The sequence below is a fragment of the Bradyrhizobium prioriisuperbiae genome, from assembly GCF_032397745.1.
Taxonomy (GTDB): Bacteria; Pseudomonadota; Alphaproteobacteria; order Rhizobiales; family Xanthobacteraceae; genus Bradyrhizobium_A; species Bradyrhizobium_A prioriisuperbiae.
Genome location: NZ_CP135921.1, coordinates 1,801,035 through 1,828,010, shown reverse-complemented (window position 1 = coordinate 1,828,010; position 26,976 = coordinate 1,801,035). Strand labels below are relative to the sequence as shown.

The following is a 26,976-nucleotide window of genomic DNA, read 5'->3' as shown; positions in this document are numbered from 1 at the left end:
TTCTTCGATGCGGAGCCAAACGGCGCGGATCGCAGACGACAGCTGCGCCGTCCGACCGGAAGACGACCATTGAGGGGTGGTCCCGGTGATGTCGCTCGACGACACAGCGTTAATGCAGGAGACGCTGCACCGCTACCTTCGCATAATCGCTCGGACGGGCAAGGATCCGGTCCTGCAGCCACCTCCTGTGAATGACTATCCTCGAAGCGTAGAAAATCCGAACGAGTGCTGGAAGTTGGTCAGACCGAAGAAGACCGGCGCGCGGGTGCCCACCGGTGCTGACCGCGTGGTCCTCCAAGAGCACGCGGAAAGGCAGGATGACCGAGTAGTTTTGACAAAGCCGGTTGAGGCAGGCGCGAACATTCGGCTCTGGGGGGAAGACGTCCGCCAGGGCGAGCATCTTCTGCCAAAGCGAACGAAGCTCGATGCGCGCAAGGTGGCGCTGCTCGCATCGCAGGAACGCCCTTGAACAGAGCCATCCAGCTATCGCCGCAAACACAGCCTTAACGACCTTAAGTACTCGGCGGAGATCGGGTTTTCGAAAGCGAAAACCGCAATGCCCATCAAGCTCTTAGACTCATTGTAATTGGGAAAATGGAAATGGCGCACCCGACACGATTCGAACGTGTGACCTTTGCCTTCGGAGGGCAGTAACAACGTCTTCTTTAAAACTAAAATATATAAAAATCAATAGCTTAATAGTCGCTGGCGGTCGCGGGCTATCGCAAAAAGTCGCCCCTCACTGTGCCAAAATTGTGCCAGCGAAAAATCGCTGCTTATACGTCCTGTGACGTCCGGCGATCATTAGCGATGGTGTTTGGACCCGCGCAATCAGGTTTCGCCAGGCACGACAAAGTGCTGTTCAGCGAGCACGCGCGATTGAGCGCGACTTTCCACGTGTTTCAACAGGTGTGGGCGACCGTCAGCGTTGACACTCTTCGTTTTCCGGGCGAGCCTTTTTCTCAAGAGCGTCCTTGGGGCGCTCCCGGTAAGAGTCGTACAAGGCCCCGAGTCGTTGAGTTGACCAAGTAACCCGAGTCCACCGCGCCTAGGGGCGGGCAGCGGCCTCTCATTGATATGATGATGGGGCTGCCACATGCCAACGCATACCCGCGCGCCAGGAGGCGCGCTCGACACCAATCCGCTTTTGGCCGACTATCGCCGCGCTGCGGCGCTGCTGGGCATAACGCCCGGTGCGCTTCGCGATCTTTGCTATCGTGGCCGCGGGCCTGTGCAGACAAAAATTGGGCGGCGAACACTATTCGCAGTGGCCGATTTGCACGCCTTCGTCGCCGCACATCGATCGCCGCTGCCGCAGCAGCCGACAACCGCAGAGCAGCCACGCAGAAGACGCGGTCGGCCCACGATCGCTGAAATGATGGCGCAGCTCCCGCAGGGCGATGAATGATCGCCGAGGCTGCTATTGTCGCTGCGGAGCCGCGGAAGCGGCTCATCAAAGCCTCACCTTTTAAATGGCGTCATCCGTCATCAATTCCACCTCGGGAATGGCTTTATGGCCGGCATTATATCCGCCGCTTTCTATCGGCCACCGTGGCGCCCGGTGCCGCGGGCAAGTCATCTCTGATCCTCGCCGAAGCAATTGCAATGGCGAGTGGGCGGCCGTTACTGGGGATTGAAGTTAAGCGGCCGCTCCGCGTTTGGGTTTGGAATGGCGAGGATCCGCTTGAGGAGCTCGAGCGTCGAGTCGGCGCGATCATGATCCACTATGGCATCGATCCGAGTGAGATCGCCGGAAATTTATTTCTCGACTCAGGCCGAGTGAGCCAAATGATAATCGCGACTGGGACGCCCAGCGGGGCACTTATAAACCGCCCCGTCGTCGACGAAGTTGTCGCGGCGATAGTTGACTCTAGGATTGATGTTTTCAAAGTCGACCCATTTGTCAGCTGTCATTCGGTCAATGAAAACGACAACAATCAAATTGGGGCAGTGGCGAAAACCTGGGCCGGGATCGCTGACGCAACCCGCGCAGCCGTCGGACTCATTCACCATTTGAGGAAGGGTGACGGTGACAGGACCGCTGCAGACGCGCGGGGGGCCGTTGCTCTTGTTGACGCGGCAAGGTCGGTTCGAGTCATCAACACAATGACGAAAAAAGAAGCGGAGACATTCGGCATCGATCAGGCGCGCTCTTATTTTCGAGTCGACGACGGCAAAGCCAATTTAGCACCGCCCGAATCGGCACGCTGGCACCGCTTGACCAGCGTCGACCTCGGTAACTCGACCGCCGAGCGGCCGAGTGACCACGTCGCTGTCGTCGAGGTATGGACCCGGCCAGACCCATTTAGCGAAGTGACTATTCACCATCTGCGCGAGGTGCAGAAGCGCGTAGCCGCGGGGGCGGCGCGGCAGGACCCACAGTCGGCGGCATGGGTGGGAATTATCGTTGCCGACATCCTCGGCATCGACCTGGGCGATGTCGCGGGGCGGGGGACAATAAAGTCTATCGTCACAAAATGGATCAAAAACGACATGTTGCGAGTCGTGGAAAAGGAAGACGGGCGGCGCGTCAAAAGAAAATATGTCGTCGCCGGTGCAGCCGTTTGACCTGCTGCTCCACCACTTTGAGGTGGAGCAGAGCAGCGTGGAGCGGTGGAGCACTTGCACCACCGCACCACCGCTCCACCTCCTCTTTAGAGGTGGAGGGGGTGGTGTGGTGGTGCTGCAGTGAACGAGAGGTGGAGCAAATCCACGAAGCCGCGCCGCCGCGCGGCGCGGGAAAAAGAAGGGCCCTGTTAAGGGTCCGTGCTGTGAGCGCTTGCGGCTGATTCCGTAATGTATAAATTATCGTGTGCACGATAACTTATATTTGGGTAGGAGGGCGTGATGGAATCAAAGTCGTTCCGAGACGACGTAGTGCAGGAGCACTTCACTATCGAAAGTGAGTGCCAACGTGCCATCCGGGCCTGGCTGAATTGCTCTGCCGATAAACGCCCTTCTCCGGAGGCGCTTGGTCAGATGATCGCCGACATCGTTGTGGACGCCTGCAGTGTTGTCTAAGCGGCATCACCAGATCGACGGCCTGCCTGTAGTCCGTGCCTTCGTGGTCCACGGCACGACCGTTGAGCTAGCCAAAATCACCCCGCCCGTTCAAAAAATGATTGACGTCGCCACCGAGACGCTGCGACGCGGCTGGGAACCTGAACACGCAGCCGATACCGCCTGGCGGTTGGCCAAATTTGCGGCGAGCGACGTTAAATTGCGACCTTTCCCGGTCGTGGACGACGACGGAGTGGTCAGCATCGGTTGGGCGATGCTGCTGAAGCCCTGACATCCATCCCGCCGATCCGCGTTTACGTTCGCGACGCAGACGGCCGGCTGCGTCCGGCACCGCCCTGCAAGGCCGTTCGAATTCTACGGCAAACTGTCCCGCGTCTCCTGCAAAAGCAGAATCATTACATCGAGGTGATCGCCACTGTCGCGATCAGGTGCTCCGGCGTGCGCGGAGCTACTCTCTCGCTGTTCCCGTCAGTCGATTGCAACGGCAGGGGTCTATGGCTGGCTGTGCTGGTCCCGCTTCCAGGACAGCGTTTACGCTGGCGCCGGCCGCTCATCATTCGCGCCAAGCTGTTCACAATTTTTTTAACGCGCAATTTTACATCTGTACGGCGATCACTCGCGACCATCAGCGATATCTAACGTCAAGCAGTCAACATTTTTGGCCTTGATCAACTGCGCCACAGCCGTTGCGCCGTAAGCAAATCGTCGTCACCGTCAGTTTGACCGGCAGCGAAGGAAGCCAGCCATGTTGCTCGGGCCCTATCGGGGCCCGGCAACGCTGGGTCGGCCGCGCTTTGCTTGCCAACCTAACCCAAGCGACGGGGGCGATTTTGACTGCAAGTGATGACCACGCACCGAGAAAAAAACAATGGGGTCGGCCACGCGCGATTGAATTGCGTGAGCGCATCATCAAGCTGCGCCTGACCGCGGCTGAAGCCGCGGCCATCCAGGCGTCCGCGTTTGCATCGCGATTGCCTGTCGCGATTTTTGTCCGGCGGCGCGCTCTCGGCCAGGCCATCGCAGCACCAGCGGCGAGCGTCGATATCGATGTTGTCGCGTCGCTCGGCCGCATCGGCAATAATTTGAATCAGATGGCGCGGCTGGCGCACGAAGGCCGCGCTCCCGCAGCCTGGCCGCATGATGATATCGCCGCCCTGCGCGATCATCTGAATTCCGTGGCGTCGTCGTTGGCTAAGGGGCACCGATGATCGAATTTCGATTGATCGGGCTAGATCCAATGGCCGTGCCTGTCGGAAAGTTGCGCGCCATTAGTGATCCGCTCTTGACGCCGCCTTGGTTCGATCGCGCCGGCGTTCGAATCGCTCCGATTCGTGCCGTTGAAGTCAAATTGGCGATTGATCGGGGTGATATTTTACCTTCGCACTGGGGAGGAAAATGGAGCTTTGCGCGTGAAGATCATATCGCGCGGATCGCCGCGCTTGCTGTCGACAAGGATCCGACCCCGATCGATGTCGACGTCGGGTTCCCGGACCACGGATATTTTGCGCCCTGGGCGATCTCTGACGGAAACCATAGATTTTGTGCTGCGATCGTTCGCGGGGACCAATTCATCGAAGCGAATGTGCGCGGCGATACTGGGCAGGTTGAAAAGCTGCTCGGAATCGTCCCGCTGCTGCGGGTGGTCACATGATGCGCCGGGCCGCGGCGGCCTGGTGGGCTCACCAACGGCGCTTGACCGCTGAGTGGTTTGCGCGGCTCCTGGCGGCGGTAATCGGCCGAAAGCGGAAGCCGAAGCCAGCGACCGCGGCCCAGCGGCGTCAGCGATCGCGGCAAACTGCAATACTGCCTCCCGTGATCGCGCCCGCGCGCACAGCGATTTCATGGTTGATCGGTTATTCTGCCCTTCTCGCGTCGGCGCTCACCGCCGTCTTCCGCAGGGTCATTCAAGCTTTCCGCGATCCGGTGGAACCGCGACTGCGCGATTACGACGACCTCATAAAGTCGCTAAATGCTCGACGCGTTGGGGCGGGGCTCCCCCCGGCCGCCGAAAACAAGCGGCGCGACCCAACCGACGAATATCGCAAGCCACGCCCGCGCCCGCGCCGCTCGCAGCACCCCGAACATCTTACGCAGCAACCTAGCGCGGACCCCGTTGCCGGCGACGGCGAGGGGGCAGACGGGGCCTACGAGCTACTGCCCCGCGCTCCCGATGATAACGATGGTCCGGGGGGAGGGCCCCGCCTGTGATTGGCAAAATCACCAAGGGCGGCAACGCAGCCGGGCTACTTGCCTATGTATCGGCCGCGCAAGATGCGCAGGGCCGCGAGCGTGAAAGTGTCGCAGCCCTCGGCGGCACAATTGCTGGCGAGACCACTGCCGAGCAGGTGGCCCATTTTCAAATGCTCGCCGACCAGCGCCCTGCCGTCGCGACTACCGTCTCACACCTCATGCTCCGCTGGACCGCCGCCGACCCCCCTTCGCTCGCTGAGCAGGCGCTTATGGCCGAGCTGCACGCGACTTCGCTGGGTTATCAGCACTATTGTGTTTTTTCGCATGGCGACCACCTTCACATCGCGGCAAGCCGCATTAACAGCGATGGCTCCGTCGTCAATGATTCTTGGGACTGGAAGCGCGCGGAGCAAAGCATCCGCGCGCTCGAACTCAAATTTGGTCTCGTTCAGGTCGAGAGTTCTCACCTGTTGGACCCATCCAAGCGCGATAATCACCGCGCGTCCCCGTCCGCCGGGGAGCTCGGCGCAGCAGGCCGCGACCAGCCAAGTGTTCGATTGCAACTGCAAGAAGCTGTCGATGCCGCGGTTTCCGGCGGTGCAACCTTCTTCGACTTTGTCGCGCGGTTGCAGTGCGCTGGCGTGGAAGTCAGGCCAAACTTGCAGTCCACGGGTCGGGTGGCCGGCCTGAGTTTTATTTTGGATGGCGTCGAAATGCGCGGCGCGGCTCTGGGCAAGGCTTATTCGTGGGGCCGTCTACAAAAGAGGGGTTTGAACTATGACGAAAAAGGAGATCGCGATGTCGCTCGCGAGTGCGTCAGCCGATGCGAGGCGGCGCGAAATCCGGGCGGAGATGGACGAATCGCGCGAACAGATGGTCGAGATCATGGCCGCTCACACGGCCGCGATCGAGAGCCTGGCCGCGACAATCACACCGGTGGCACAGTCAATCGCGCAGCTGACTACGGAAGCCCGGAACACGCTGGGTGCTTTGAGCCACGAGGCAAAATCGTCGCTGAACGCGGTTCAGATGACCGCCGCGAGTCTGCCATCGTCTCACTCAGCGGCGGTGAAACAGACCGCCGAAAACTTGGAGAAAAGGGTTACGAGCCTGATTTACCTCGTGACCGACGTCAGCAATCAGGCCAAGTCGGTGTCGAATTACGCGACGCAAGTCGATCAACGGCAGCGTCGAAGTCATCTGCTGGTGGCAATATTGACCGGAGCGATCGCCGCGGTGCCGTCGTCGCTGATAGGCCTCGCCATCGGACGGGCCGCGGGCATGTCGCCCGCACGACTGCTGTCGGCGCTTCTGCCCCCGTGGTAATCCCCGGGGACGCGACCCCTGAGGAGGCCCTGCGTCTGTGGGCCGACGGCGAGAGGCGCAAATTAGATGCTCTCGCTGCTCTTCAGGCCGAACTTGATGCACCCGTGAGGGCCCCGGCGATGTCGCCATTTTCATCATCGCCGTCACTGAGGCGCCTGACCGCGCTTGCAGGAGTCGTTGTAAAAAGCGATCCGACCGCCGACCAGGTCCGCCGGCAAGTCCAGGCGTTTGCTTGCCCGGCGTTCGAGGTCGGGATCATTCCGCCCAAACATCGGGCCGACCTGAAGCCGGAGCGCACGCGCCGATTTACGGCCGCGCAACTGACCGAAAACCGCACCATCGCATGGTTGAAGCGCATGAATACGCTTGATCGCGATATTTTTGTCCGGCCCGCTGCACTTGATGACGAACGCCGGTCACCACTAGTTTTTGTCGACGACCTCAGCGCTGATCAGGTCGCGCAAATGAAGTCCGCCGGATTGCCGCTCGCGATCGAGGTGGAGTCGAGCCCGGGGCGATTCCATGGCTGGTGCCGCGTGGCTGGTGACCCGATCACCCGCGCTGAAGCTCAACACTTGGCCAGGGAGCTCTCTAGACGCTTCGGCGGTGACCCCGGCGCCGCGAGTTGGAATCAGTATGGCCGGCTGGCCGGATTCACTAACCGAAAAAAGGAGCGTCGCAGCGAGCGTCGTGGTGCTCCCTTTGCAAAACTGCACGCTTCGACCGGCGATATTGCGCCCGCCGGGCCTAAATTGCTGTCGGAAGTGAGAGCTACCTTGCAGCAGCAAGACCAAAATGTCCGCGCTGCACAGAATGAGCAATATCGCCGCGCCCGCCGCGCCGAGGATCTACAGCGTGCCGCTGTGTACCTCGGTGGAGCACGATACCTGGCTTCGGCCGCGGAGGCCTTCCGAGCCGCCCGCAGCCGGGCCGACGTGCGTCGGGCCGACGACGGTAGCCGCGATGAGTCGCGCGCCGATTTCGCCGCGGCCGCCTTGATGTTGGAGCAGGGTTGGGAGCCTGCGCACGCCGAGGCCGCGATTTTGGAGGCGTCACCCAATGTGTACGAGCGTCATCCCGACGCCGGACAATATGCTAGACGCACCGTTGACGCCGCGCGCCGGCGAATTGCAGTTGCCCGGCCGAAAAATAGCCGTTTGCCAGCGCTGCGACGATAGTTGCGGTGCCTAACTGGTCAGTAGGTCGCGCAGCGTGACCGACGTTCATGGTGATGACGATGCCGCGCTTACGAATTGCGCGCGCAAGCTCAGTCGCTGACGTCGCGTCGATCTTCTAAAACTTTAGATGCGTTGCTAAACTGTTCTACACGCGGCTGATCTATTGTTTGCAAATATTCATGTGAATTCGGTCGGGCTATTCCTGAACGCCTCAAAAACGATGAGAAATCAAATGCGCGTAGAAAATCTTCATTGCAGCAAGCGAATTAACCCTTTGGTCAATTTTCTCATCGTTGCCCTGATACTTTCCCCTAGCCTCACCATCATCTTGATCCCGATCAGCTTTCTATTGATCATGGTTTACAACGTAATCCGCTTCAAACTACTCGAGCCGAGCGTTACCCGCGACACCCATGAAAAATTCCTCCAATTCATCGGCGGAGAGCCCTACTACATGGACCTCGATACCTATGGAAAAAAGGGCGGCACCTATGCTGACGCTGTCGCAATTGACGCTCACAACTTGTATGTGCTGCACGAAGACAACGCCGTTGAAATCCCGTGGTCCATGGTCAGAAGCTGGACTATTCAGGCTCCGGGGGCCGACAGAGTCGTCGGAGTAGGAATGACTGCCGCAATGACGGCAGCCTCCCACAACATCGAAGCAGCCGCCAAAGCGCACGAGGCCAGTGGCTTGTTTGTTTTCGTAGCCGATGTGAATCATCCAAAATGGCAGTTTCGGACCGCAGACACGACCATCTTGCGGAAATGGAACGAAATTCTAACTCAGCGCAACGAAGGCCTTCTCGCCGCATAAATTCGATGCATCTATACGCAGGTATGTGTCTTTGAGTACCAATAGTGCTTGACCATTCGGCGTCCGCGCCTCTCAAATAAATTGACAGACTTCGCGAAGGGAGCATCTCTGGTTCATCGTAGTTGCAAGGAACGAAGATGAAGTAGAAATCCGAACCGGACAAAACGCTGCAGACCGGCGAATTGCTACGGTTCGGTTGGGTGGTACCGCCGCTGTGTAGCTATGTTTTCCCCGCGCGCAGGGGCGCGTGGGCGTGGCTGTCCCAATCCTACAATTTGAAATGTCGCGCACATCTCGCGGGAACCGATTGCCGTTATCCTGGTGGGGGTGAGGAGCTGACAGCACGATGCGTTTATTTTCTGCCGTTCTGGCGTCTTTCGTTGCTTGTGCCTCGCTGGCGCGGGCCGAGTCTAATTCGTCAGTCTTTTCTCGCATTGACGATGTGCGGCACGGCGCGGCCGACCGTTTGTGTCGGGCAATCACGACTGCTGGAGATCGCGACAATCCAGTCGTTACCCTGAGGTGTCGACCGGGCCCGGACAACTGGCCGGTCGAAATGCTGGCGGCCGACGGACGTACGCAGGTGACATTTGGGAAGCTTACGGATCCGCGCTCCGGCGCGATCGCAGCGCTGGGCGGTGCTTTTGCGGACCCTCATAACACCATCGAGTGGCGCCTCCGCGACGGCAAGCCCATCGCGGCGATCCATCGATATTTTCTCGATAATCAACGGCAGGCCCTGATAGTTCATAAGCTCAACAACGACCGCACGTCCTGTGTTGCTGCCGTCGTGGCTGTTGAGCGCGGCCGCGACGCTAACGCCGAGGCGGTGAAGCTGGCGGACACTTTCGGGCCCACGTTTCAGTGTGGGCGCGACAAGCTGCTTACCGTCGGACAAGTGGCGAGCGAGTAGTTAGCTTCTCGCTTCCTTCGTCCGCGTCGGCAACGCCGCCAGGGCGTCGGCGAGATGAGATTTGCGCAGGGTAACATAGCGTTTGAGCGATTTCGGATCGCGGTGACCGGTTTGCGACATCACCGCTGAATCCGACCATCCTGCTTCTATTAGTGACGATGCTCGTTCATGCCGCGTGTCGTGAAAGCGGAAATGCGCGAGCCCGGTCCGGGTACGGGCGCGGTTGAAAGCGCTCTTTAGAGCGTTTTGGGACAGCGGAAACACTTGACCGTTAATTGATCGCGCCAATGCGCCTAAAATTTCAATTGCGCGTGGCGTGAGGCCGATCTGCACGTCAATTCGCTCCTCGGGGTTGCGCGAATTCTTGACACCCCGCAGGAGCGCGCCACGGCCGGCGATGTCGGCGTCTTCCCAGCGAAGTCTCAATAAGCTTCCGCGCCGAGCGCCAGTCTCAAAAGCCATTTCGACGATCGGCGCAATCCAAGGGTTGCGAGCCTCCCGGCACGCGGCCAGCAGTCTGTCAATTTCCTCATGGCTTAAACGCACGTCTCTTTCGTCGTTCACAACGGGGCGTTTTACGTCCTCGGTGTTGACCGGGTTGATCATCAATCCATAGCGCCGCTTCCCATGATCGATGACGCGTTTGAGGAGCGTCATTTCCCTTTTAACAGTCCCGGGTGCGATCAGCGTCGCGGGTTTGGGCGCAGGTTTCGGCTTGGCCGCGTTAGCCCTGGGTTTGCCGTCTTTCCGCAGTTTCACATTACGCAATTCGCCCCTGTATTGCCCGCGTCCGCCCGGCGCGCCGCGGCTCGCCGTCTGGGTCAATCTCCGGTCACGGTAGTCCTCGAAATGCTCGGGTTGCAGATTTGCAACTGCATATGCGCATAGATCGCCTTCATCCCGCATGAAGCGTTCAAGCCGGGCGCGCTCGGCAAGCCGTGAGGCCTCGCCTGGTCGTTTGTCGGTCACTTCCTTGAGATAGCGTTCGATCGCTTGCTTGAAGGTGGTGCGCTCGCCGGCCGATCGATCGACATAAATGCCGCGATCCATCTGGCTCTCAACGTCTCGCGACCAGGCTTCAGCGTGTTTTTTGGTCCGTAGCGTTGCGGTTGCGATCGGCCAGCCCTTGCGTCTCACCTGCGCGTGCCACTGGTGCGGACCTTTCTCCCGAATTGTCGCCATCGTACTCCACTCATGACTTGAGCAGCGGCGCTGTGCCGACTGTGCCAAAAGTGTGCCGACAAATCTGATTGGGTGGCAAGTGCCCCGTGGGCGCTTCAACAAGCAACTGATGTTGTTGCTGTTCTTTGGCGCACCCGACACGATTCGAACGTGTGACCTTTGCCTTCGGAGGGCAACGCTCTATCCAGCTGAGCTACGGGTGCGTGACGCTTCCTTTAGCTGATTGGGGCGGGGCGGGCAACGGGAAGCTGGGGCTTTCGAACGCCTCAAAAGGCCTTTTCGGGCAATGCCATAGGCCCCAAACACGCGGAATGGCGGCTCGGCCGGGCTGACGGGTGGCTCGGGCCGCCCGTCGTGGGTTTGTCGTGGCGGCGGGCTGAAAGCCCGTCCATCAGGTCCGTTGCGCCAAAGCGCGTATCCCCAAAATGCGAATGCCCGGCATCGCAGACAAGTTTACGCAGTCTGCGCAACCGCAGACTGCTATGGCCGGGCAAAGCGGTGACTGTCAAAACGCGCGAGGCGAGAGGGGGGCTTCGTCCCCGTCAAAATCAGCTGCGGACCATGTTGATCGAGACGTCGCGGATCTGGCCCTTGGAGCTGATCGACACCAGCTGCTTGTTGCCTTTGGTGGTCAGCGTCAGTTCCGCGGCAAAGCCGGCGGCTTCCACAAACACATCGATCTGGCCGCTGCCGGCTTTGCCCTGCAGGTTGCCGTAGATGTTGCGGCTGGCTTCGCCCCAGGTGCCGGAAATCTGGTTGCCCTGGCTCCGCACGTCGCTGCTGAGTTCGAATTTGTAGCTGTCGCTCGCGCACCGCAGCGACTGCTTCAGCGCGGTGCCGCCGACAACGTTGTAGGTCGCCCGACAGCGGATTTGTTCGGAGGTGCCGTCCGCGAGCTGCACGGTGCCGTTGCCGCTCCAGGAGCCGTCAAATCCGGCAAAGGGGCCCGACTGGGCGATGCTGGACTGAGCCTGGCTTGCGGTTGCCGAGAGCATCAGGATGGCGGCGACGCCGGCGGCCTTGAGGATCGATTTTGCGCTGAAGATCGTCATGATGGTTACCCCTGTTGTCTGGTTTGTTGTGGCGATGTCCGCCGTTGTTGTTGGACGTATCGATAACCACGGCCGGTTTCAGGCGGTCTGCGTCGGCGCGGGAAATGGTTTCGTTATCAGGGAGTTTTGTTTCAGGGGGCCGCCCGGGACGACACAATCGGGAGAGGGCGCACGATTCCCTGTCACAAATGGTCCCTTTGGGCCCCGCTGCGCTGTCGGCAATGTCATTTGACTTGAACACCCGATCGCCTTGATGTGGCCGGGCTCAGAGCGTTTTCCAGCGAAGTGAATACCGGTTCGTGTGAAGAAACGCGTCAGAATAAGACTGACCGGCTCGCAGACATCAACAACAGGGCCGCGCGGCAAACGGGAGTTTTTGATGAATTTCACCACCCTTCACCGGATTGCGATCAACTGCGCCTTCGCGGCTCTAACGCTGCTGGCCCAGCCCGCGCGGGCGCAGGATTACACGGCGCTGGTCGCAGCAACCGATCGCTCCGAGGCCGATCGCCAGGCCGATGCCAAGCGCGATCCGGTGAAGCTGCTCGCCTTCGTTGCGCCGAAGCCCGGCTGGCGTGTGCTGGATATGGCGGCCGGCGCCGGTTACAGCACCGAACTGATGGCCCGCGCGGTGGCGCCCGGCGGAAAGGTCTTTGCCCAGCACGATCGCGCGTCGGAGAAGTTCGCCGAGCGGATGAAGGCGCCGGCTATGGCCAATGTCGAAAATGTCACCACGCCGTTCGACGATCTGTCCAACCCGGCGCTGCGCAACCTCGATCTCGTTACTTTCTTTTTCGGCTACCACGACACGACGTTCCTGCCCGTCGACCGCGTGCGGATGGACAAGGCGCTGTTCGAGGTGCTCAAGCCGGGCGGCCTGCTGGTGGTCACGGATCACTCGGCGCGGCCGGAAGACGGCGCCACCGTCGGCAAGACCTATCATCGCATCGCCGAGGCGACGCTGCGCAGCGAGCTGGAAGCGGCCGGCTTTGTGTTCGTCGCCGACGCCGATTTCCTGCGCCATCCCGAGGATGCGCGCACCGCGATCGTGTTCAGGAATCCGACGCCGGTCGATGAGTTCGTGCTGAAGTTTCGCAGGCCATAGGGGGTTTAGTCCCTTTTTGTCGTTGCCGGGCTTGTCCTCAGCGACTTCGGCTTTGCCGAAGTCGCGGGAACAACCTCGCTTAGGGAGGCACTGCGCCCCTAAGCGAAATCACCGGGACAAGCCCGGTAATGACAAAGAACAAAATCACCGCGCTTCTCTTAAGCACACACCGGCGGCCGCTTGTCCTTCCACGGCCGCTCCTGTTCCAGTTGCGCGGCCAGCCGCAACAGTGTGGCTTCGTCGCCGAAGCGGCCCGCGAACATCATGCCGAGCGGCAGGCCCGCCGCATTCCAGGCCAGCGGCACCGACATCGCCGGCTGGCCCGACATGTTGAACATGCTGGTGCCCGGTATATAGCGCCGCAGCAGCGGCGAGATTTGCGAGAGGTCGCTAGCCATGGTGTCGAGCTCACCGATCCTGACCGGTGGCAGGCACAGGGTCGGCGCCAGGAACACATCGCAGCTCTCGAAGAAGGTCGCGAGCGCGCGCGAAATCTGGAATGCGCCGAGCTGAGCCGCGACATAGTCCACGGCGCTGGCGCGCTCCGCATTGCGTGACATCGCCAGGGTCATGTGTTCGAAATCGTCCTCGGTGATCTCGCGCCCCAGCCGCTGCGCGGCAAGCCGCACCGAATGGGCGGTGTTGGTGGCGACGATGGTCGCGATTACTTGTCCCGGGTCGATCGGCAACTGCGGCGCGCGCTCCTCCACATGATGGCCGAGCCGCGCCAGCATCGCGGCGGTGTTGCGCACGGCCGCCGCGATCTCCGGATCGATGGCGTCTCCATTGGGGGAGCGGTCCGTGAAGGCGATGCGCAACTTACCCGGATCGCGGCCGACCTCCTCGAGGAACGGCCGCTCCGGCGGCGGCGCCACATAGGGGCTCGAGGGCTCGGGGCCGTGCAGCGCATCCAGCATCGCGGCGCTGTCGCGCACGCTGATGCTGACCACATGGCCGCAGGCAAATCCGCCCCAGCCTTCGCCGCGGTCCGGCCCCAGCGGATTGCGGGCGCGGGTCGGCTTCAGGCCGAACACGCCGGAGGCCGAGGCCGGAATCCGGATCGAGCCGCCGCCGTCGCTGGCATGCGCCACCGGCAGGATGCGCGCGGCGACAACTGCTGCGGCGCCGCCCGACGAGCCGCCGGAGGAGTGTCCGAGATTCCAGGGATTGCGGGTGGGACCATGCAGCCGTGTCTCGGTGGTCGGCATCAGCCCGAACTCCGGGCTCGCGCTCTTGCCGAAGATCGTCACGCCGCTGGCGAGGAAACGCTGCGCCAGCGTGCCGTTGTGATGGAACACGTAATCCTTGAACAGGCTGGCGCCGAAAGTGGTGCGGGTGCCGGCCAGCGCATCGAGATCCTTCAGCAGGAACGGCACACCGGTGAACGGTCCCTGTGGCAATCCCTGCTTGATCTGGTTGCGGGCATACTCGTCGTGGCGCACGACCACGGCATTGATCTGCGGGTCGACCTTTTCCGTGCGGGCAATCGCCTCGTCCAGCAGTTCGTCCGCGCTCACCTGTTTGGTGCGAACGAGCTCGGCCAGCCCCAGCCCGTCATACTTGCCGAAATCCTTGAATGCCATGATGCCTCCCGCGTTTTGCAGGGCATTATGCAGACCATGCGTGACGGCGCTACCCGTGCATCACCGGCCAGTCATGCAAAAGCAGGCTTTGCAAAAATCAGGTTTTGCGTTTCTGCAGGAACTGCGAAAACGCCTTCAGGGTCGCTTCCGACACATGATGCTCGATGCCCTCCGCATCGGCCTCAGCCGCCTCGGCCGGCACGCCCAGCGCCAGCAGCACATCGACCACCAGGCGATGCCGGGCGCGCACGCGTTTGGCCAGCGCCTCGCCCTTTTCGGTGAGGAACACGCCGCGATAAGGCTTCGAGGTGGCCAGCGTCTCGCGTTTCAGCCGGGCAATGGTGTTGACAGCGGTGGGATGCGACACGCCGAGCCGGCGCGCGATGTCGGTGGCGCGTGCCTCGCCCGTGGTGCGCAAGAGGTCGTCGATCAACTCGACATAGTCCTCCAGCACCGCGGTGGAACGCGCGGAGCGGGCTTTGCCGAAGCGGCGGGCCTGGGCCTGCTCGGTCGGAAGATCCTGCACGACTGCGCGGGGGGCGAGCGCCTTGAGCGACACTGAACTCACTCTCGAAACCTGAAAACCACGATTCTCTGCCGCGACCATGCGGCATGCCGTGCCAGTTTTCAACCGGCCGTGCCGCGATTTTAGGCTTATTCAACGCGCGTTTCCGCACCGAAGGAAAGTGGTCCGCGATACATCCGGCCGATGCAGATTTGTCGCAGTCCCGCATCTGCCTGAGACGGCGATGTTGACACGTTAGCTGATGCAGCAGTATGTAGCCTATGCTACAACTTGGTGCGGATGATAGTCATTCGCAACTCGCGTGGCGCAAGTCGGGCTTTGCAAGTTCTGTTTGGTGGGCGTCTGGGGACAATGATGCGGTTTACACGGTTGGCTCTCTTGAGCAGTTCGGCGCTTGCGCTGGTGTCATGGTCGGCGGTTGTGAACGCTCAGGTCGCGCCGGAACCATCGGCCACGCCCGCCGCGCAGGCGCCGCAATCGCAACCGGACGCGCAGTCGCCGTCATCAGCAGCATCAGCGCCGGCCGCTTCGCCCAGTGCCCCGGCCGAGATCGATATCCCCCAGGTCAATGTCGAGGGACGGCAACCCAAGCCGGCGCGTCGTGTCGCGCGCGCCGCCCCCGCGCCGCGTTTCACACCGCCTCCCACGGCGCCCGCGCAGGCTGCTCCGGTCTCACCGTTTCCCGCGCCGTCGGCGTCATTGTCCGGCCTCACGTCGAGCCAGTTGCAGAGCAACAGCAGCGGCAGTTTCAGCAATTCGTTTTTCACCATGCCGGGCGCCACGTCGGCGGGATTGTCGGCCGGGTCCGCGCGTCCCGTGCTGCGTGGTCTGGCGGATGCGAAGGTGCGCATTCAGGAGAATGGTGTCGGCACCGTCGATGTCGCCGACATCGCGCAGGATCACGGCGTGCCCATCGATCCGCTGGCGCTGCAAAGCACCGAGGTGTTTCGTGGGCCCGGCGCGCTGCGGTTCGGCTCGCAAGCGGTGGGCGGCGTGGTCGAAGCCACCAACAACCGCATTCCCACCGCAGTACCGGTCGGCGGGCTGACCGCGGAAATGCGCTCGGCCGTCACCACCGTCAACCGCGGCTGGGAAAGCGGGCTGCTGCTCGATGCCGGCGCCGGCAACTTTGCCGTCCATGCCGATGTCTATGGCCGGCAGGCGTCGGATTACAGCATTCCCAGTTATCCCTATCTGGTGCCGCCGTCGCCCGCGCCGGCATTCACCGGAAAACAGCCGAACTCGGCGATGCGCGCCGAAGGCGCCGCCGTCGGCGGATCCTATCTGTTCGACGGTGGTTATGTTGGTGCTGCGATCTCCACCTTCACCAGCGACTATTATGTCGCCGGCATTGCGACCGCCGCGGCCCAGCAGCACAACCGCCTGCAGCAAACGAAAGTCACCAGCAAGGGCGAGTATCGTCCTGACAGCACGGCGATTGCCGTGGTCCGTTATTGGGCGGGCTATTCCGACTACAAGCATGATGAAGTGTCGCTCGGCAGTCTCGGCTTCGAGGAAATCGGCGCGACCTTCAAGAACCGCCAATGGGAAGGCAAGGCCGAGGTCGAATCCGCGGCGATCGCCACGCCGATCGGAGCCTGGACCAGCATTGCCGGCGTCCAGGGCGCCTACCAGAAACTCGACACCTTCGGCCAGGCCATCCTGCTGCCGGCGCAGACCGCGACCGTCGCGGGTTATCTGTTTGAAGAGGTCAAGCACACCGACAGCTGGCGCACGCAGGTGGCGGGCCGTGTCGAGGACGTCAATGTCGCGGGCACCGCATTCCTGTTTCCGTCGAGCCTGGTGCCGCCGCCGAATGCGCCGACCAGCAGTCCGGCCGATCTCAACTACACGCCCAAGAGCATCAGCGTCAGCACCATCAAGGATCTGCCGTGGTCGCTGGTGGCGAGCCTCACCGCCCAGCGTATCGAGCGCGCGCCGCGCGCGCTGGAATTGTTCGCCAGCGGTCCCGACGATTCGGAAAAGACTTTCAAGATCGGTAACTCCGCGCTGACGCTCGAAACCGCCAAGACGGTCGAAGCCGGGTTGAAGCGGATCGACGGTGATTTCCGTTTCGATGCCAAGGCCTACTACACCCGCTACGACAATTTCATCTTCGGCGCGGCCACCGGCAAACTCTGCCAGGCGACCTTCGATACCTGCGGCACCGGCACCGACTACATCCAGGTGTTCTATTCCCAGCGCGACGCCATCTTCCGCGGCGGCGAGATCGCCTGGCAATGGGACCTCGCGCCATTCCAGGGCGGTATCTTCGGCATTGACGGCCAGTTCGATTTGGTGCGGGCCACCTTCACCGACGGCAGCAACGTGCCGCGCGTCCCGCCGATGCGCCTCGGTGGCGGCGCCTACTGGCGCAACGACAACTGGTTCGTGCGTGTCGGCCTGCTGCATGCCTTCACGCAGAACGATTTCTCCGAGTTCGACACCTCCACGCCGGGTTATGACCTCCTGAAGCTGCAGATCGAGCATCGCGATGTCTGGCGGGATTCACCGTGGGGCCCGGTGGAAGTCAGCAGCGGCGTGGTCGGCGACAATCTGCTGAATGCCGACGTGCGCAACTCCGTGCAATTCCACAAGGATGAAATCCTGCAGCCGGGACGTGGCTTCAAATTCTTCATGAACGTCAAGTACGGTGCCGACAAGCCCAGCGCCTTCGGCCTTCCCGTCAAGGCGCCGCGCGGCGGCGGCTGGGCATTCCGCGAGGCGTACGCGCCTGCTGCTGCCTGGTGGGGCGGCGGCTATGTCGGCGCCAATGCCGGTTATGGCTGGGGCCGCTCCGAGGACAACACCGCGCTGGCCAATGCATCGACCGGCAATCTGGTAGCCGGCGGTGCCTCGTCGTTTGCGATGAATGCCGCTACCGTCGGCGGCCAGGGCGGCTACAACTGGGTCTCCGGCCGCTTGCTCGCCGGCCTCGAAGGCGACATCCAGTATGCCGGCAAACGCACGGGATCGACGTCGACCTGCGCGGCCAGTGTCTGCAATCCCGCGCTGGCGCCACTCGATGCGTCGGTGACGAGCAATCTCAGCCATCAGCTGGACTGGGTCGGCACCCTGCGTGGCCGTCTCGGCACCTTCATCACGCCGGCGGCGCTGGCCTACGTCACCATGGGCGTTCCCGTCGGCAGCGTCGCCGTCACCGGCAATGTCGCGGGCTATGATGCGGCCGGCAACGTCGCCAACGCGGCGGTCAACACCCACGCCATCCGCACCGGCTGGACCATCGGCGCCGGTCTTGAGACCAAAATCGCCGAGCAGTGGTCGGTCAAGCTGGAATATCTGCACACGGACCTCGGCTCACTCCGCGTCGTGCCGCAGACCCCGATCAACGCCACCGTCACCGCCGATTTCAACGCTCGCCTGACCGACGACATCGTTCGCTTCGGCGTGAACTACAAGTTCGCGCAGGGTGGAATCACCACGAACTACTGAAGCGCGGTGACACCGCGCGCGGTGCATAGTCAGGCACTGCGCCTCTCCACACTCCGTGTCATGCCCGCGGTCGACGCGGGCATCCAGTACGCCCGGTGCTGATGGTGGCCGGCGCGTAAATCACGAACGCCTGCGTGTTTTGCATCGCCCGCGCGGACGATGACAGTGGTGAAGGGCGAGGCGCTTCACTCTATTCTACTGCGCTCCTCCACACTCGGCGTCATGCCCGCGAAAGTGGGGTATCCAGTACGCCCGGTGTGGGAGGGGTGCGCTGCGCACATCACGCCCGCTTGCGTTTACTGGATCGCCCGCTTTCTGTTTAGCCCGGACAGATCACTGACAGGTGTTCGGAGACATAGCTAACACGTCAAAATGGCTGGATTGGTCCTGTTTGGGAGGCCCTTTCCATGCCCTGGCGCGAGGTGTCGGCGATGGATCAACGACGAGAGTTTGTGCTGCTTGCACAGCAAGAGGGAGTGAACCGGCGAGAACTCTGCCGGCAGTTCGGCATCAGTCCATACATCGGCTACAAATGGCTGGCTCGCTGGCAAACGGGCGATCAAGAGCTGGCCGATCGTTCCCGCCGACCGCATGCGATGCCCAAGCGCAGCGACGCTGCAATCGAGGCGCAGGTACTGGCTGTTCGTGACAAGCATCCGGCCTGGGGAGCACGCAAGATTGCCCATTGCCTGAAGCGGGGTGGGCAGACGGTGCCTGTACCGTCCACGGTGCATCAGATCCTGTGTCGGAACGGCCGGATCAAGCCGAGCGAGCATGCGCCGCCAAACCCGGGCCATCGCTTTGAGAAGGAAGCTCCCAATCTGTTGTGGCAGATGGACTTCAAGGGCGACATCTTGCTCACCAGTGGGAGGGAATGCCATCCGCTGACCGTCGTCGATGATCATTCGCGCTATGCTCTGTGCTTGAAGGCTTGCGCCAACGAGCAGCGTCTGACCGTGCAGGAACATCTGACAGCCACCTTTCGCCGTTATGGCCTGCCAGAGGCCTTCTACACCGACAACGGCTCACCCTGGGGCGACACGTCCGGCGTTCATTGGACCGGACTGAAGGTATGGCTGCTCAAGCTCGGCGTCAGGGTGGTGCATGCCAGACCGCGCCATCCGCAGGCCCGCGGCAAGAACGAACGCTTCCATCGCACCCTGAAGGCGGAGGTGTTTGCCATGCGTCGCTTCCGCACCCTGCCGGAAGTCCAACGAGCCTTCGACGCCTGGCGGATGGTCTATAATCTGGAGCGTCCTCATCAGGGGCTCGGCATGAACGTCCCTGCCGATCGCTTCCGGCCCAGTTCCCGCGCCATGCCGCCTCGACTTCCCGAAGTCCAATACGACAGCGGCGACATCGTTCGTAAGGTCTCGTCGACGCGCAGCTACATCTCCTTCAAGGGGCGGATGTGGAAGGTTCCGCAGGCATTCTTTGGTGAGCGCCTCGCTATCAGGCCGCTGGACCGTGACGGGCACTATGGAATCTTCTTTGCCAGTTGGCAGGTCGCAACGTTTGACTTGACCAATGGCCAACCTGTTAGTGATGTGTCCGAACAGGTGTTAGCTATGTCTCCGGGCTAAACATTTCGCGGGCGATGACACTGGTGGGTGGTGAAACGCTTCAGTCCAATTCCGCGTCATCAATCATTGTCATGAGGAAGCAACGCCCGCCCTCACTTCACCGTAAACCGGATCGGCATGTTGATCACAATCCGCTCCCCCATCTGCGGCGGCACCGGGAACGGCTGCGCGCGGCGGGGGATCGCCAGCGCCTCCTCGTCAAGCGCCGTGGCGCCGGAGCCGCGCACCAGGCGCGTTTCAATCACACGGCCCTGGCGGTCGAGCGCGAAGGAAATCTGCGCAATGCCTTGCGCGCGCTGGGCGCGGGCGGCTTCGGGATAACGCTTGTTGCGTTCGATCGCCGCCATCAGCTGGCTCTTCCAGGTGGCGAGGGCTTCGGTCTGCTGCGCATCCGGCCGTCCCTCGGTGGGAGCCGCCGCACGCACGGCGCTGCGTTCGGTCTGCGCCTGCGGCGCCGATGTGGTGGGCGCGGCTTCGCGCGCTTCATCCGGTTGCGGCGCTGGCTCGGGCGCCTTCAGCGCCACTTCGGAATTCGGCATCTCCGGCAGTTTCTCCTGCCTGTCTTCGTCGGGCTTCACCATCTCGGGCTTGGGCGTCGCCTCCGACATCACCTGCTCGGGGCCGGGCGCGACATTATTTTGCGGAGCCTGCGGCGCGGCGGGCAGGGGTGCGAAATCGATCATGATGGCGCCGGCGGGTTCTGCAGCCTCGATCGGCTGCGACGGGCGCCAGGTCATGAGACCGCCGGCCGCCGCCACATAGGCGCACAACACGATCGCGCTGCAGGTGAGCCAGCGCCGTGCGTCGGAACGTTCGTCGTCGGTCAGGGTCATTGCGGCGCGGCCACCTGCTCCAGGCCGACCAGCGCGATCTTGAGATAACCGGTCTCGCGCAGCAGATTCATGGTCAACATCAGCTCGCCATAAGGCACGAGCTTGTCCGCCCGCAGGAAGATGCGCTTGTCCTTGTCGCCGCTGGTCATCGCGTCAAGCCGCCCGCGCAACTCGTCGCGGCTGACCGTGTCGTTGCCGAGCGCCAGCGAAAGGTCGGACTTGACCGTCAGATAGATCGGCTTGTCCGGCCGCGGTTGCGGTTGTGCCGTCGATGCCGGCAGATCGACGGCGATGTCCACCGTCGACAGCGGTGCGGCGACCATGAAAATGATCAGCAGCACCAGGATGACGTCGATGAACGGCGTGACATTGATCTCGCTGACCTCGGCGAGGTCGCCGCCGCTGCGGCCAAGTTTCGCTCCCATGTCAGATCACTCCGCCGCCGTGAGCCGGCGCCGGTCGGGCAGCACGTCCTGGTTGAGGATGCCGTGGTCGAGATCGCGGCTGACCAGCCGCATGATCTCGGCGGAGGCGGCGCCCAGCCGCGCCTTGTAGGTGGCGATCTGGCGCGCGAACAGATTGTAGACCACCACCGCGGGAATGGCGGCGACGAGACCCAGCGCGGTCGCAAGCAGCGCTTCCGCGATGCCCGGCGCCACCACGGCGAGGTTGGTGGTCTGCGATTTCGAGATGCCGATAAAGCTGTTCATGATGCCCCACACCGTGCCGAACAGGCCGACAAACGGTCCCGTCGCGCCGATGGTCGCGAGCACGCCGGTGCCGATGCTGATGCGCCGGCTCGCTTCCGCTTCCAGCTGATCCAGCCGCGAGGCGACACGCTCCTTGATGCCGTCCTTCTCGGTGCCGCCACCACTCAGTTTCAGCTCGGTATCCGCCGCGCGCAAAAATTCCGCCACCGGCCCATCGGACACCTGCGCCAGCGCCTGTTCCAGGTTGCGGGTCTGAGACAACTGTGCCAGCGCCTCGCGCACGGTCCGCCGCGCCACCATCAGTTCGACGGTCTTGGTGAGCCACACGGTGCAGGTCACGAAGGTGGCGAACGCAAGGCCCACCATCACCGCCTTCACGATCATGTCGGCCTGCATGAACATGCCCCACGGGCTCAGGTCCCGCGGCAGCGTGGCGGTGCCGATCGCGTCTTCAGCCCGCACCGGCAGCGGAATCGCCATCGCCGCGAGCAGGGCGACGAGCGCCATCAGCATGGCCCGATCGCGCCATGTGTCCGCAAGATCGCGGGATCGTTCGGCTGTCACGCTGATTGTCATTGGCACGCGCTTTCCCTTCGAAAATTCAGGCCAGTTTGATGTGGAGGCCCGAAGGTGTAGCACGGACTACGCAATGTTGTAAACGCTGTTCCATGCGCCGGGCGCATGACGGGGCGATGACCGTGAGGGTCATTTTCTGCTTGTCTGCCGAGGCGCTTCAATTCTCAGCGCCCTTTGCGTCAGCCTGTCACGCCGGCACGATCACCTTGCCGATCGGCCACAGCGCGATGCCGGCGAGTTTGAGGTGGGCCCAGGCGAAGGGGATGCCGATGATGGTGATGGCGAGCAGCAACGCGGTCACGAGATGGCCGAGCGCCAGCCACCAGCCGGCGAGGATCAGCCAGATGAAGTTGCCGATCACCCCCAGAGGTCCGGTGCCGACATCCTGCCGGCCGAAATACTCTTCCCGCGACACCGCCCTCTGTCCGAACGGCAGCAGCGTATAGATCGCGATGTTGAAGGCAGCGCGCGCCCAGGGAATGCCGATGATGGTGATGGCCATGATGATGGCCGCCACCACCCAGCCGGCCGCCATCCAGAAGCCGCCGATCACGATCCAGAGCACGTTCAGAAGAAAAGACACCGGGGACATGGCTGGCTCGCGGCTCCCAGAATTGCTGCGTGGGCTGGTGTCTTACCATAGACAGCAAAATACGTCGCATCTGTGAAAGGGGGGCGCATCCCACGATCTCATCGCGGGGTGCCAAAACGGAAAGCATCTCGCCCCACTCAGTGTCGTCCCCGGCTTGACCGGGGACCCAGTAATCGCAGGCCTTCAAAAGGATTTCAGCGCTACCACATACACACCGTGTGTACTGGATGCCCGCCTCCGCGGGCATGACACAGAAAATTTTGATGTGCCTCGGCACACGAACCTTGGCGCCTATGTGCGCCCACCCCTCACACCAGCGGCAGCTCGATTTCAAACGCCACACCCTGGTCCGGGCGCAACAGCCGGATGGTTCCGCCATGGGCGCGTAGCATCGATTGCACGATGGCCAGGCCCATGCCGGTGCCGCCGCTCTCCCGCCGTGTGGTGAAGAAGGCGTCGAAAATGCGCTGCCGGTTCTGCTCCGAGATGGGGTCGCCGTCATTGCCGATGACAATGACCAGTGTGGCCGCCTGCGGCGATGCGGCGATCCGCATCGTCTTGGCGTTGTGGCGCGACGCATTGTCAGCCAGGTGCGACAGCACGATCAGCGCAGTCTCGCCGGAGATGCCGATGGCGCGGTCCAGCGCGCCGTCGCAGTCGATCGTCAGTTGGCCGAAGCGGCGTTGCAGCGGGGCAGCGATCTCGCTGAGAGTGGTTTGGCCATCATGGCTAAGCGTTTCCGCCCGCGCCAATTCGCGCAGGCGCGCCGCCATGGTCTCCAGGCGCTCGGTGTCGCCGATGATGTTGGCGAGAAACGTGCTCTGCTCCGTCTCGGTCAGCGCGTGCGAGGCCGAACGCGAGGAATCCTGCAGCAGTTCGGCCGCGCCCTTGATCGAAGTCAGCGGCGATTTCAGCTCATGGGTGAGATGCGCCGCGAAGGTGGCGATGGAAGAGGAACGGCGGGACAGCTGCTCCGCCATCGCGAGGAACCGCTGCGACAGCTGCGCGAACTCGCGGGTGCCATAGTGCGCCAGCGGCCGGAACGCGTTGGGGTCGCCGCGGGCGATGGTGTCGGTGCGCAAGATCAGCTCGTGCATGGGCCGGGTGATTGTGCGCGAGAAGATGAAGCCGATCGCCAGCGTCACGCCGAGCACCGCAAGACTCGCGAGCAGGAATTTGCCGCGCTCGTCATAGAGATGCTTGAAGATGTTGCTGGGGGTGCGCGAGGCATAGATCACCCCGGCGACATGATCGCGCACGATCACCGGCATGGCCGAAAACACCCGCAGCCCCGTGCCGCGGCTGATGGAATAGATCGGCGGCGGCGGCTTGTCGCGCTGGCGGATGCGCAGCGCGCCGCGGTAACGCCCTTTCAGCGCCGCCGCCACCTCTTCCACATGCGCCAGCGACAGGCCGGTCTCCTCATGCCCGGCAATCACCGTGCCCTGGGGATCGAGAATCCGAAAACCCGCCAGCGTCACCCGCTGGGTGTCGCGCAACAGCGGCACCAGTTTTGCGCCGATCTCGCGATAAGCCGCCTCCGCCGGGTGGGCCGGCGGCAATCCGTCCGGTCGGCGTCCCTGCAGGTCGTTGCCGGCGAGATCGAGGTCGGAGGTGATCGGCGAGAATTCATCCGGTACGGGCCTGTCCGCGGCGGAGAGTTCGACGCCGAGCGTAATGCCGTTGGGAAGTCTGGCCTCCACCTCGCGGGCGTACACCGCGGCCAGCACGGTGCTTTGCGCGATCAGCTCGGACTCGGTCTGGCGGATCAGCTGGTTGTCATAAAGGCGAAAGATAAAGAGGCCGATCAGCGGCAGCATCAGCACCGTGGTCAGCATGGCGAAGATGATCTGGCCCAACGTCGGCCGCCACTTGCTCCCGATCGGCACGGAGCTCATTGCCGGCTCTCGCAGCGCCCCAGGCGGAAGCCGACCCCATGCACGGTTTCGATGGCGCTGTCGCAGCCTTGCGCCGCAAGCTTGGAGCGGATGTTGCGGATGTGGCTGTCGATGGTGCGGTCGGACACCTGGATGTTCAGCCGATAGGCGGCGCTCATGATCTGGTCGCGGGTGAACACGATGGTCGGCCGCGCGATCATGGTCCTGAGGATCTCGAATTCGATCGCGGTCAGCGCCAGATCCTTGCCGTCGAATTGCGCCAAATGGCTCTGCGGTTCGATCGTCAGCGCGCCTTGCGTCATCGGCCGCCCGTCGCTGGACTTTTCGCTGTCGCGGCGTGCGACGCGTCGCAGGATCACATTGACCCGGGCGATCAGCTCGCGCGGGCTGAACGGCTTGGTGACATAATCGTCGCCGCCGATCTCCAGCCCCAGCACGCGATCGATTTCATCGTCGCGCGCCGACAGGAACAGGATCGGCACATCGGACGATTTGCGGATGCGCCGGCACACGTCGAGGCCATCGGCCTCCGGCATGCCCACGTCGAGAATGATCAGGTCCGGCTGGTCCACGGCAAAGCGCGTCAGCGCCTCCGCGCCATCGCGGGCGCTGACCGGCGATAGTCCCGCCTTCTTCAGCGCCACGCAGATCACCTCGCGGATGTGCGGATCGTCATCGACCACCAGAATCCGATGCGCCACCAGATGTTCCCTTCGTCACGAGGCGGTCATGTGCCTCGCTCGGTGATCCAAATAACGCTGCAGCCGCCACTTGCGGAAGCTCCAGGCGCGCCAGGACCTTAGCTCCACACCAAGCTGGGCGGCAAGTTTGGCCCGCTGATCCGCTCCGAACACGCCGGGGCCCGGCACGCCGCGCTGGTTGAAGGTGTCCAGCGCCGGCAGCGCCTGCGGCCCCAGCGCCATCAGGTAATCGAAATCGAGCACGACGCCCTTGCCGGATACTTCCTGGCTGTGCGCGACATTGTAATTCGCGATCACAGCCGGAAAGTTGACGAACGCGCAGATGTACATGACCAAAGCGAGCGCCGACAGATTGGCGAGAATCAGCCAGCGGTTCGACTGGTCGAAGGCCATTCGCGCCACGATCAGGACAAGACCGATGGCCACCAGCCCCATCCAGATGAAGGCCGCCACCCGCCAATAGGTGAGGGCATAGATCTCGACATAGAGATCGAGCCGCAGCATCGACGAGATCACCAGCAGGACGTTCTGGCCGGTCCAGACAAACACCAGCGCGCGGATCAGCGGCGAGCGTTGCGCCTCCTCATTGCTGGTCGCCGCCAGGATGAAAGCTGCGGCCAGCAGCGCGGTGACGATCAAGGGATAGGCGCCGTTATGGGCATAGGTCGCATATGTCATGCCGTCGGGCAGGGCGGCGCCGCCCCAGAGATAGGTCAGGTCGGACAGCGTCTGCACCGCGAACAGCAGGTTGAACAACACAAGAGAGCGCAGGATCGCGGCAGGTCCGAACAGATCGCGGCCAAATCCCGCCCCCGGTGCGATGGTGGAGACATCCGGCCGCCGCTCTCGCGATCTGGTCCGACGCCAGCGGGTGGCGATGAGCGGCCAGACGATCGATGCAACGGCGAACCAGAACAGCAGTCGCGGGCCGCTGATGTACGACGTCGTCGAACTCAAATTGATGATCGAGATCCAGTACTCGATCAGCGGATTCGCCGCCACGAACAGCCCCAGGAACAGGCAGCTCAGCAGGATGGGGACGACCCACACCGTCAGCAGCCGCATTTGCAACGATCGCGGTCGCATCCGCAGCAGGTCCGGGATCAGGCGAAACGGTCCGGTCAGCAGCAGCGGCCGAAGGCTGGTGAGCCAACCCGCCAGGGTCCCGGCAAACGGATTGGTGAGCGCCGATACCACGAGCGCGACGCCGAGGATGCCGAAGATCGCCGAGATGGCGTTGAGATCCTCGACCAGCGGCAGAAGCGCGGCAGTGAGCAGTGCAGCGATGATGCCGGCGCGGTGCCAGTCAACCAACATTCGATTTGCCATCAAAGCGGCCCCCACCAGCGCCAGCAGGAACAGCGCCAGTGAGAGGCCGATGGCGCGGTCATAGAACAGCCAGTCGGCCAGAGTCACGACACCGAGTGCGACCGCCAGTTTGGTGGGCCTGCCGAGGTCGAGGGGAAAAACGAAGGGCTCGAGAGAAAGGATCTTCATGTCGCTGGGTCCTGCCGGTTGACGGAGCCGCGTGCCGCGAACCGGGATGGCCGGTTCGTTCAGCCACCAGCCGTCGTTCGCAAGTCGTGTCGGAATCGGCATGGGTGATGCTCCAGGTTGAGTCGCGCGTGATCTTGCGGGAACCATCCTGGGGGCGCTGCGTGCACGGTCCGCGGCGAGGACGTGCAGACATTCAGGTTTGTTTTGCAGATTTTGTGCAGATGCCTTTTTCGGCCAGTC

General features: G+C 62.6%; 23 protein-coding genes and 1 tRNA gene. 12 read left to right on the top strand and 12 right to left on the bottom strand.

Features of this window, described 5'->3' with window-relative positions; all coding sequences use genetic code 11:
• Positions 1-88: 88 nt before the first annotated feature.
• From RS897_RS08575 to RS897_RS08535, 9 genes are all read left to right on the top strand, one after another.
• Positions 89-469 (top strand): hypothetical protein, encoded by a 381-nt coding sequence (locus RS897_RS08575; RefSeq protein WP_315836147.1) that lies wholly within the window; start codon positions 89-91, stop codon positions 467-469.
• A 627-nt stretch (positions 470-1,096) separates the two neighbouring features.
• Positions 1,097-1,408 carry a helix-turn-helix transcriptional regulator gene (locus RS897_RS08570; RefSeq protein WP_315836146.1) on the top strand — a complete coding sequence of 104 codons (312 nt, stop codon included), beginning with the start codon at positions 1,097-1,099 and terminating at the stop codon, positions 1,406-1,408.
• A complete protein-coding gene (locus RS897_RS08565; protein ID WP_315836145.1) occupies positions 1,405-2,568 on the top strand; it encodes an AAA family ATPase in 1,164 nt (387 codons plus the stop codon). Before RS897_RS08570 ends, RS897_RS08565 begins: the two co-directional genes overlap by 4 nt.
• 442 nt (positions 2,569-3,010) lie before the next feature.
• Positions 3,011-3,292 carry a hypothetical protein gene (locus RS897_RS08560; protein ID WP_315836144.1) on the top strand — a complete coding sequence of 94 codons (282 nt, stop codon included), beginning with the start codon at positions 3,011-3,013 and terminating at the stop codon, positions 3,290-3,292.
• Positions 3,293-3,707: 415 nt separating this feature from the next.
• A complete protein-coding gene (locus RS897_RS08555; protein ID WP_315836143.1) occupies positions 3,708-4,229 on the top strand; it encodes a plasmid mobilization protein in 522 nt (173 codons plus the stop codon).
• Complete coding sequence (locus RS897_RS08550) at positions 4,226-4,672, top strand: hypothetical protein (RefSeq protein ID WP_315836142.1); 447 nt, start codon at positions 4,226-4,228, stop codon at positions 4,670-4,672. The genes RS897_RS08555 and RS897_RS08550 overlap by 4 nt, the downstream gene beginning before the upstream one ends.
• A gap of 553 nt (positions 4,673-5,225) precedes the next feature.
• Positions 5,226-7,715 (top strand): DNA-primase RepB domain-containing protein, encoded by a 2,490-nt coding sequence (locus tag RS897_RS08545; protein ID WP_315836141.1) that lies wholly within the window; start codon positions 5,226-5,228, stop codon positions 7,713-7,715.
• 232 nt (positions 7,716-7,947) lie between these two features.
• Positions 7,948-8,532, top strand: coding sequence for a hypothetical protein (locus tag RS897_RS08540; RefSeq protein ID WP_315836140.1), 585 nt, complete (start codon positions 7,948-7,950; stop codon positions 8,530-8,532).
• Positions 8,533-8,878: 346 nt separating this feature from the next.
• Complete coding sequence (locus RS897_RS08535) at positions 8,879-9,445, top strand: hypothetical protein (protein ID WP_315836139.1); 567 nt, start codon at positions 8,879-8,881, stop codon at positions 9,443-9,445.
• Here RS897_RS08535 and RS897_RS08530 read toward each other — a convergent pair whose 3' ends face one another.
• From RS897_RS08530 to RS897_RS08520, 3 genes are all read right to left on the bottom strand, one after another.
• Positions 9,446-10,495, bottom strand: a complete 1,050-nt coding sequence (locus tag RS897_RS08530) for a tyrosine-type recombinase/integrase (protein ID WP_315836138.1) — start codon at positions 10,493-10,495, stop codon at positions 9,446-9,448.
• Positions 10,496-10,753: 258 nt separating this feature from the next.
• Positions 10,754-10,830: transfer RNA gene (locus RS897_RS08525), tRNA-Arg, on the bottom strand.
• A gap of 345 nt (positions 10,831-11,175) precedes the next feature.
• Positions 11,176-11,679 (bottom strand): hypothetical protein, encoded by a 504-nt coding sequence (locus RS897_RS08520; RefSeq protein ID WP_315836137.1) that lies wholly within the window; start codon positions 11,677-11,679, stop codon positions 11,176-11,178.
• Between the two features lie 379 nt (positions 11,680-12,058).
• Here RS897_RS08520 and RS897_RS08515 point away from each other — a divergent pair, with 379 nt between their 5' ends.
• Positions 12,059-12,784, top strand: a complete 726-nt coding sequence (locus tag RS897_RS08515) for a class I SAM-dependent methyltransferase (RefSeq protein ID WP_315836136.1) — start codon at positions 12,059-12,061, stop codon at positions 12,782-12,784.
• Positions 12,785-12,942: 158 nt separating this feature from the next.
• Here the strand turns inward: RS897_RS08515 and RS897_RS08510 are convergent, their stop codons facing one another.
• Together RS897_RS08510 and mntR are read right to left on the bottom strand one after the other, a co-directional pair.
• Positions 12,943-14,367 (bottom strand): amidase, encoded by a 1,425-nt coding sequence (locus RS897_RS08510; RefSeq protein ID WP_315836135.1) that lies wholly within the window; start codon positions 14,365-14,367, stop codon positions 12,943-12,945.
• A gap of 97 nt (positions 14,368-14,464) precedes the next feature.
• Positions 14,465-14,926 carry a manganese-binding transcriptional regulator MntR gene (mntR, locus tag RS897_RS08505; protein ID WP_315838562.1) on the bottom strand — a complete coding sequence of 154 codons (462 nt, stop codon included), beginning with the start codon at positions 14,924-14,926 and terminating at the stop codon, positions 14,465-14,467.
• A 321-nt stretch (positions 14,927-15,247) separates the two neighbouring features.
• Between mntR and RS897_RS08500 the strand changes: the two genes are divergently transcribed.
• Entirely contained in the window at positions 15,248-18,346 is a 3,099-nt protein-coding gene (locus RS897_RS08500; RefSeq protein WP_315836134.1) for a TonB-dependent receptor domain-containing protein, read from the top strand.
• Between the two features lie 407 nt (positions 18,347-18,753).
• Positions 18,754-19,929 (top strand): IS481 family transposase, encoded by a 1,176-nt coding sequence (locus RS897_RS08495; protein WP_315831254.1) that lies wholly within the window; start codon positions 18,754-18,756, stop codon positions 19,927-19,929.
• Positions 19,930-20,021: 92 nt separating this feature from the next.
• Here the strand turns inward: RS897_RS08495 and RS897_RS08490 are convergent, their stop codons facing one another.
• From RS897_RS08490 to RS897_RS08460, 7 genes are all read right to left on the bottom strand, one after another.
• On the bottom strand, positions 20,022-20,762 hold the full coding sequence (locus RS897_RS08490) for an energy transducer TonB (RefSeq protein ID WP_315836133.1): 741 nt from the start codon (positions 20,760-20,762) through the stop codon (positions 20,022-20,024).
• Complete coding sequence (gene exbD, locus RS897_RS08485; protein ID WP_315836132.1) at positions 20,759-21,187, bottom strand: TonB system transport protein ExbD; 429 nt, start codon at positions 21,185-21,187, stop codon at positions 20,759-20,761. The genes RS897_RS08490 and exbD overlap by 4 nt, the downstream gene beginning before the upstream one ends.
• 6 nt (positions 21,188-21,193) lie before the next feature.
• Positions 21,194-21,952, bottom strand: a complete 759-nt coding sequence (exbB, locus tag RS897_RS08480; RefSeq protein ID WP_315838561.1) for a tonB-system energizer ExbB — start codon at positions 21,950-21,952, stop codon at positions 21,194-21,196.
• Positions 21,953-22,235: 283 nt separating this feature from the next.
• Complete coding sequence (locus tag RS897_RS08475; protein ID WP_315836131.1) at positions 22,236-22,640, bottom strand: YccF domain-containing protein; 405 nt, start codon at positions 22,638-22,640, stop codon at positions 22,236-22,238.
• Between the two features lie 308 nt (positions 22,641-22,948).
• Positions 22,949-24,538 (bottom strand): ATP-binding protein, encoded by a 1,590-nt coding sequence (locus tag RS897_RS08470; protein ID WP_315836130.1) that lies wholly within the window; start codon positions 24,536-24,538, stop codon positions 22,949-22,951.
• Positions 24,535-25,239, bottom strand: coding sequence for a response regulator transcription factor (locus RS897_RS08465; RefSeq protein WP_315836129.1), 705 nt, complete (start codon positions 25,237-25,239; stop codon positions 24,535-24,537). Before RS897_RS08465 ends, RS897_RS08470 begins: the two co-directional genes overlap by 4 nt.
• Before the next feature lie 15 nt (positions 25,240-25,254).
• Positions 25,255-26,736, bottom strand: coding sequence for a DUF4153 domain-containing protein (locus RS897_RS08460; RefSeq protein WP_315836128.1), 1,482 nt, complete (start codon positions 26,734-26,736; stop codon positions 25,255-25,257).
• Between the last annotated feature and the right edge of the window lie 240 nt (positions 26,737-26,976).